Source organism: Oribacterium sinus, assembly GCF_014202695.1.
Classification (GTDB): Bacteria; Bacillota; Clostridia; order Lachnospirales; family Lachnospiraceae; genus Oribacterium; species Oribacterium sinus.
In genome coordinates this window covers 101621-108267 of record NZ_JACHHH010000011.1, presented here as the reverse complement: position 1 = coordinate 108267, position 6647 = coordinate 101621, and the positions used below count along the sequence as shown (strand labels likewise).

The window sequence follows — 6647 nt, the reverse complement described above, 5'->3', positions numbered from 1 at the left end:
ATACCATGAGAAATGTGAAAGAGAAAATATCAACTGTGCAGAAGTAAAATCTACCGGGAGACAGATGAGTGGAATTTACTTTTTCATTTTTGGAAAATTTTATAAAAATATTAAATAAATATACTTTTTCGCGTATTTTTGATACACTACTGGGGCAACTTGTCGGTTTTCGGTAGGAAAAGAATGTTATAGTGCCGAGTTCCGCTTTGTAAAAGCTTTTGGAGGAAAGGAAGAGTATGAAGAAAAAGATTTATCCTATTATCGCTTTGTCATTTGCTATCATGATGAGTGCCTGTGGCGGTAAGAAAGCAGCAGAGCCCAGCAGTGTAGAAAAGGAAGAGACAGAAAAGGAAACAAAAGAAGAAACGGAAAAGGAAACGGAAGAGGAAACCGAAAAGGAAGAAGCTTCCGATGCAAAGGATCTCATTGTTCCCGGGTATGCTTTGGGAGAGATTCCCGCGATTCCGGCAGTGGAGATTAACGGCCTTGGCATTTTTGAAAATCCTGCAGCGAAGATTACTATGGACAAGACAGAAGCCTTAAGTTCCGTTCCCGGTATCACCGTTACCCCTGTAAAGCTGGAGAATGATCAGATTTTCCGTGGAAACAGTGTGATGCAGTTGGGAGAAGGAGGAGCCGGTCAGATGAGCGCCGACGGTCTTACCGTGCAGACTGACGGAAACGGTGCAGGACAGTATGTGGATGCGGAGAGAGGTCTTACCATCCAGAGAAATACCGATGGTTCCGGACAATATGTGGATGAGCAGAAGGGAATCACCTTACAGGTGAATTCTGACGGTACCGGACAGTATTCCGATGATGGACAGGATATTACGCTCCAGGTTAGCGAAGGTGGCAATGGAATCTTCACCGACACGAAGAAGGACATTACCATGATGGTCAGCGATTATTCCACCAGCTATACCCAGGGATCTATTGACATTGATGTAAAGCCGGATGGAAGCGGAAGCTACTATAACAGCGAGACCGGTTTGACCATTAAAAACGATGGACAGGGAAAGGCAGTGATTTCCCTTGGCTATGACGAAAAGACTGTAGATGCCAAGCCTTTGGAGAAGCCTACCAAGCTGCCAAAGCTTTCCATGGTTCCCGCAGTCCCAAGTCTGGAGGCTAACAGCCTTTTGATTACCTTGGATTCCGGCGTGCTTTTCGATGTGGATAAATATGATATTCGTCCGGATGCGGAGAAGATTTTAAATGATTTGGCAACGGTATTAAAGGAAGCGGGAATTACCGCATTCCAGATTGACGGACATACCGACTCCATGGATACGGATGAGCATAACCAGGTTCTTTCCGAGAATCGTGCCAACGCTGTAAAGACTTATCTGGCTTCTCAAGGAGTGACGGCGGAAATCACCACCCACGGTTACGGAGAAAGCCGTCCTGTTGCTACCAATGATACCGCAGAGGGAAGACAGCAAAACAGACGTGTAGAGATTATCGTTCCTACTGCATAAGAGAATAGTATTAAAAGCCAAATTGCTTAAAAGCTAAAATTGCTTTAAAGACCAATTAATCTAAACCCAAAAAAGAAATTAAAGATGTAAAAAACCGGGAGTGTAACATTGCGAATCTACCCTTAGGGAGTTCGGATTGTTGCAGGAAGCTATAGCTTCCATGGTTTTTTACATCTTTTTTGTTTTGAATGTTTATGTTGGATGAAGCACGGGAGAGTTTGTTTTCATGATTATCGTGGAAGATCTTAGAACAGTCTGTAAAAAATATGCCTGTATTTTTGAATATGAAGGGCTGATTTATACACTATTTATAAATCCAATAAGTCTATACATTTATCGAGATTATAAATATCTAACAAAAAAGTGATTTATACTATTGATAAATTTAGCGAAAAAGTATAATAATAAAGAAGGCAAAATAAAAATTATCATAAAATACCGTTTTGATTTCGAAAAACCGACATTTTTCCTAATTATATAGAAAAATCTCGGAAGAAAGAGAAACAGTACAGAAGGAGGAGAAAAGTGAAAAAAAACTTGGCTAAGCTACTTCCCTTGCTACTCTTGTCCGCAGCCCTGGTAGCCTGCGGAGGAAGCAAGGCGGAAGATAAGGGAACAGGAGCATCTACAGAAAAGGCACAAGAGCAGAATGCTTCTTCTGATGGAGAGAAGAAGGTAGAGGCAAATGCTTCCGGACAGAAAGACAGCTTCACCTACATCATTGACGGTGACCCGGGAAATACCCTGAATCCTTTAACAGCAGATGACCGCTACGGTCTTATGACCTGCCATGCAGCCTATGCCCCTGCTTATCATATTTACGGAGACGGAACGGTGGATTATATTCTGGCGGAGAGCATGACTGCTTCTGAAGACGGTCTTACTTTGACGATGAAGTTGAAGCCGGATTTAAAATGGAGTGATGGGGAAGCATTAACAGCGGATGATATTGTTTTTACTTATGACACCATCAACAGCTTGTCAAAGAATCTTTATATCGGGGATCAGCCCATAAAGGTGGAAAAGCAGGATGATTTAAGCGTTCTTTTTAAGCTCCCCTCTGTTTCCGCCAGTGCTATGGAGATGCTTTCCGATGAGGTCAGCATTATTCCTAAGCATATCTTTGAAGGTAAGGAAAATACGGATGTTTCCTTATTAGAAGATAAGGTGGTGGGTGCAGGTCCCTATGTGCTGGAGGAGTATAAGACCGGAGAATATTTGAAGTTTAAAGCCAACCTCAACTATGCCAAGGGTAAGCCTTATATTGATACCTTGATTTATCGGGTAATTGACAAGGGAGATACCGCTACTTTGGCTATGCAGAACGGAGAGGCGGAAGCCATGGTATTGTCTCCGGATATGATTGAGCCTTATCGGGAAAATGATGCCTTCACCCTATACAATTATAGTGAAGGTCGTGTGCCCTATATTCGTTTGAATACCGCTTCCGACAATATGCAGGATAAGACCTTCCGTTCCGGCATTTTCCATGCCTTAAACAGAGAGGAAATTATGAAGGCGGCTTACGGAGATCCGGATTACTATCATTTAGGCTACTCCTTCCTGCCCTATGATAACCAGTTCTACAGCGAGGATGTGGAGAAGTGGGATCAGGACTTGGAGAAAGCCAAGGAAGAGGTAAAGAATGGTCCTAAGAAGTTGACTTTACTCTATCCTGCTAATACTCCTATTTTAGAAAGAGAAGCTCTGGCGATTCAGGCAGAATGTAAGGCTGTAGGCGTGGAGGTGGAATTGGCGAGCCTGGCAGATGCGGCTTACTACAAAGCTACCAAGGACTTGGAGAATAAAGACTATGACATTTTCCTGGGAGGCTATGTGATGGGCTCCGATCCGGATACCTTCGCCATTCTTTTCTCCTCCGAGAAGGACAACAACATGAATTACCACAATACGGAAATCGACAAGTTGTTTAGAGAGGGAAATAGTACTTTGGATCTGGAGAAACGTAAAGAAATCTATAATAAGGTACAGCGATTGGTAACGGAAGAGGCAATTTACTATCCTTTGGGTACCAATTTAAGAACACTGGTTACCAAGAAGGATGTGGATCCGGAAGAAGCTCAGCTTGTGCCTATCTACACCTTTGGAGATTTATCCAAGCTAAAGTTTAAATAAGTTTAAAAGCAGGAAAGTAAGTGCTGTAGCAAAGCTGTGAGTATTTTAGCAAGTAAGCAAGTGCTTTATTTTTCAAAAGAATAGAACAAGTAGAAAAGAGGCAAGAAAATGGCATTCTATATCGGGAGAAGAATTTTGCAAAGTATTCCCCTGCTCCTACTCATTACCCTTTTGTCCTTTGGACTTATGAATCTGGTTCCCTATGATGCGGTGGATTCCATAGCCAATTCCAAGATGACGGAGGCGCAAAGGGAGGAAAAAAGAGAAGAATACGGCTTAAATGATCCCATGCCAGTGCAGTATTTTCGATGGCTAAAAAATATTCTAAGGGGAGAGTTCGGTAACTCTCTCCTTAGTCATACCCGGATTATGGATGATCTACGGATACGAATTCCAAACACTATCCTTTTGGTTCTTCCCTCCTACCTTACCGCCTACTTTTTGGCTATGGCAGTGGGGCTATACAGTGCAAGCCAAAAGGGAAAATGGCAGGACAAGCTTTTGGACAGCCTTTCCACCATAGGTCTTGCGGTACCCAGCTTCTGGATTGCATTGGTGCTGATTTATTTTTTTGGCTATCATTGGAAGCTTTTTCCGTTACTGGGAATGCATACCATTGGGAAGGAATGGGATATTTTGGATTTCCTGCATCATCTTTTTCTTCCTTACTGTGTATTGGTGCTTGCTTTTTTTCCGGATTTAATGCGCTATGTTCGTTCTTCCGCATTGTCGGAATTAAGGCAGGACTATGTTTTGGTGCAAAGAGCTTTTGGCGCAAGTAAAAGGGAGATACTTTTTCATCATGTAGCAAGAAATGTTTGTCTGCCTATGATTAGTAAGCTGGGAATGTCTCTGCCCCTACTGGTGACGGGGGCGGTAATTACGGAATCCGTTTTTTCCTGGCCGGGGATAGGCCTTTATTTTGTGAAAGCGGTAGATGCACTGGATTATCCTATCGTTATGGCGATTTTGCTTTTATCCGGTACCTTGGTAATTCTAGGTAATTTGCTCTCGGATATTTTGTATTGTTTGATAGACCCGAGAATTTCACTTTGGAAGAAGGAAGGATAAAAAAATGCAAGCTAGCAGAGGTAAAGCGTTTATCAACAGAATTCTAAGTCATCCCCATAGAGTTTTAGCCAGTATCTTTTTAATAGGCTTCAGTATTTTAGCCTTGATCTTACCCCTTCTGCCCTTGGATCCGGAGGGATTGGATGTGATTCATAGTCTGGCAAAGCCCTCTATACAACACTTTTTCGGAACGGATGAGGTGGGCAGAGACTATTTTGCCAGAGTTCTTTACGGGGGAAGAGTTTCACTTATGGTCGGTTTTTTGTCTATGGCGATGAGTATCGGACTGGGTGTCATGATTGGACTCCTTTCCGGCTATTTCGGAGGAGTGGCGGACTTCTTCTTTATGCGACTTGTAGACGTTCTTTCCTCTATTCCCTGGATGATATTGGTGATGGTTTTCGGTATGGTTTTTGGAAGAGGTCTGTTTTCTCTTGTTATGGTCATCGGGCTATTAAGCTGGATGGAAACAGCAAGAATCATTCGAGGAGAGGTCTTAAGCCTAAAAGAGCGGGAATATGTCCTATATGCCCGATTTTTAGGAATTTTTCCCTTGCGAATACTTTTTAGCCATATTTTTCCGGGGATACTTCCCACTATTATCACAGCTTCCACGGCGGCTATAGCCTCCTCAATCATGGTGGAGAGTGCATTAAGCTTTCTGGGACGAGGGGTAACTGCTCCTATGTCCAGCTGGGGAAGTCTCTTACAGAATGCCCAGAAATTCCTGCAAAAGGCTCCCCACATGGCTATTCTTCCGGGAATTTTGATCATTATAACGGTTTTGTCTTTCCATCAATGGGGAGAGGCTCTTAGGGAATCGCTTCTCTTAGAAAGGGAGTAGAAGATGCTTTTGGAAATTGAAGATTTGCAGGTGGAAATACCCTATGGAAAAATGAATGTCTATCCGGTTTCCGGCGTCAGCTTTTCTCTGGAGGAGGGAGAAGTTTTGGGAATCATCGGGGAGTCCGGAAGCGGAAAATCTATGGCCATGAAGGCGATTATGGGATTACTGCCGGAAAAAGCAAAAGTTTCTGCCCGGAAGCTTCTTTTTCAAGAATTGGATTTACGAAATTTGACGGAAAAGGAGTACCTTTCCCTTAGAGGAAGCCAAATAGCGATGATTTTTCAGGATCCCATGACTGCGCTGAACCCCTTGATTCCCATCGGAGAACAGCTGAGAGAGATTTTTGAAAGACAAAGGAAGAAAAATGGAAGCCCTGTCAGGACTAAAGATAAGGAAGCCTTTTCCGGCATAAATGCCCCGATACAGCCTTTGACAGCTGGCAATTCTGCCGGGGCATTTTTAGGAATCAAGGATTCAAAAAAGGATTCTAAAGAAAGAGCAATTGCTTTACTTGCTTCCGTAGGGATTCCCAATCCGGAGGAAAAGTATAAGCAATATCCCCATGAGTTTTCCGGCGGTATGCGGCAAAGGGTTTTGATTGCCATGGCCTTATCCTGCTCTCCGGCCCTGCTGATTGCGGATGAACCCACCACTGCTTTGGATGTTACCTTGCAGGCCCAGATTTTAGACCTTCTTTTGGAAGGGGTAAAAGCGAGAAGCACAAGCTTGATTTTGATTAGTCATGATCTTTCTTTGGTGAAGGAACGCTGCAAACGCATTCTGATTTTATATGGAGGGAAGGTGATGGAGGAGGGAAGGGTGGAAGAGATTTTCCAAAGTCCTAAACATCCCTATACCAAAGCCCTTTTAGCGGCCATCCCCAGTATGGAAAAAGATAAGGAGGAAGCACTGGTAGCTATCGAGGGAAATCCCCCTTCGATTTTAAAGGAATTTACCCTTTGCCCTTTTTATGAAAGGTGCAAGGAAAGAGTGGACGCCTGTCAGGCAGCCCTGCCGAAGGAAGCAAGGATTTCCGAAACGCATAGGGTATTCTGTCACAAGCTTTCTTCCGGAGAGAAAGCGTAAAATAATTTTATTATGTTGTGAAGATT

General features: G+C 43.3%; 5 protein-coding genes. All 5 read left to right on the top strand.

Annotated elements, in window-relative coordinates:
- Nucleotides 1–236: 236 nt before the first annotated feature.
- Nucleotides 237–1481 carry an OmpA family protein gene (locus tag HNQ46_RS10145; RefSeq protein WP_183684583.1) on the top strand — a complete coding sequence of 415 codons (1245 nt, stop codon included), beginning with the start codon at nucleotides 237–239 and terminating at the stop codon, nucleotides 1479–1481.
- A gap of 525 nt (nucleotides 1482–2006) precedes the next feature.
- Nucleotides 2007–3617 (top strand): ABC transporter substrate-binding protein, encoded by a 1611-nt coding sequence (locus HNQ46_RS10140; protein WP_183684582.1) that lies wholly within the window; start codon nucleotides 2007–2009, stop codon nucleotides 3615–3617.
- A gap of 108 nt (nucleotides 3618–3725) precedes the next feature.
- Complete coding sequence (locus tag HNQ46_RS10135) at nucleotides 3726–4688, top strand: ABC transporter permease (RefSeq protein WP_183684581.1); 963 nt, start codon at nucleotides 3726–3728, stop codon at nucleotides 4686–4688.
- Between the two features lie 4 nt (nucleotides 4689–4692).
- Nucleotides 4693–5532 carry an ABC transporter permease gene (locus HNQ46_RS10130; RefSeq protein WP_183684580.1) on the top strand — a complete coding sequence of 280 codons (840 nt, stop codon included), beginning with the start codon at nucleotides 4693–4695 and terminating at the stop codon, nucleotides 5530–5532.
- 3 nt (nucleotides 5533–5535) lie between these two features.
- The gene (locus HNQ46_RS10125; protein ID WP_183684579.1) at nucleotides 5536–6621 is read left to right on the top strand and encodes an ABC transporter ATP-binding protein; all 1086 of its coding nucleotides are present in this window, start codon (nucleotides 5536–5538) and stop codon (nucleotides 6619–6621) included.
- Nucleotides 6622–6647: the final 26 nt, after the last annotated feature.

Coding starts and splice junctions, on each gene's coding strand:
- HNQ46_RS10145 (WP_183684583.1), top strand. CDS start 237: ATGAAGAAAAAGATTTATCCTATTATCGCTTTGTCATTTGCTATCATG.
- HNQ46_RS10135 (WP_183684581.1), top strand. CDS start 3,726: ATGGCATTCTATATCGGGAGAAGAATTTTGCAAAGTATTCCCCTGCTC.
- HNQ46_RS10130 (WP_183684580.1), top strand. CDS start 4,693: ATGCAAGCTAGCAGAGGTAAAGCGTTTATCAACAGAATTCTAAGTCAT.
- HNQ46_RS10125 (WP_183684579.1), top strand. CDS start 5,536: ATGCTTTTGGAAATTGAAGATTTGCAGGTGGAAATACCCTATGGAAAA.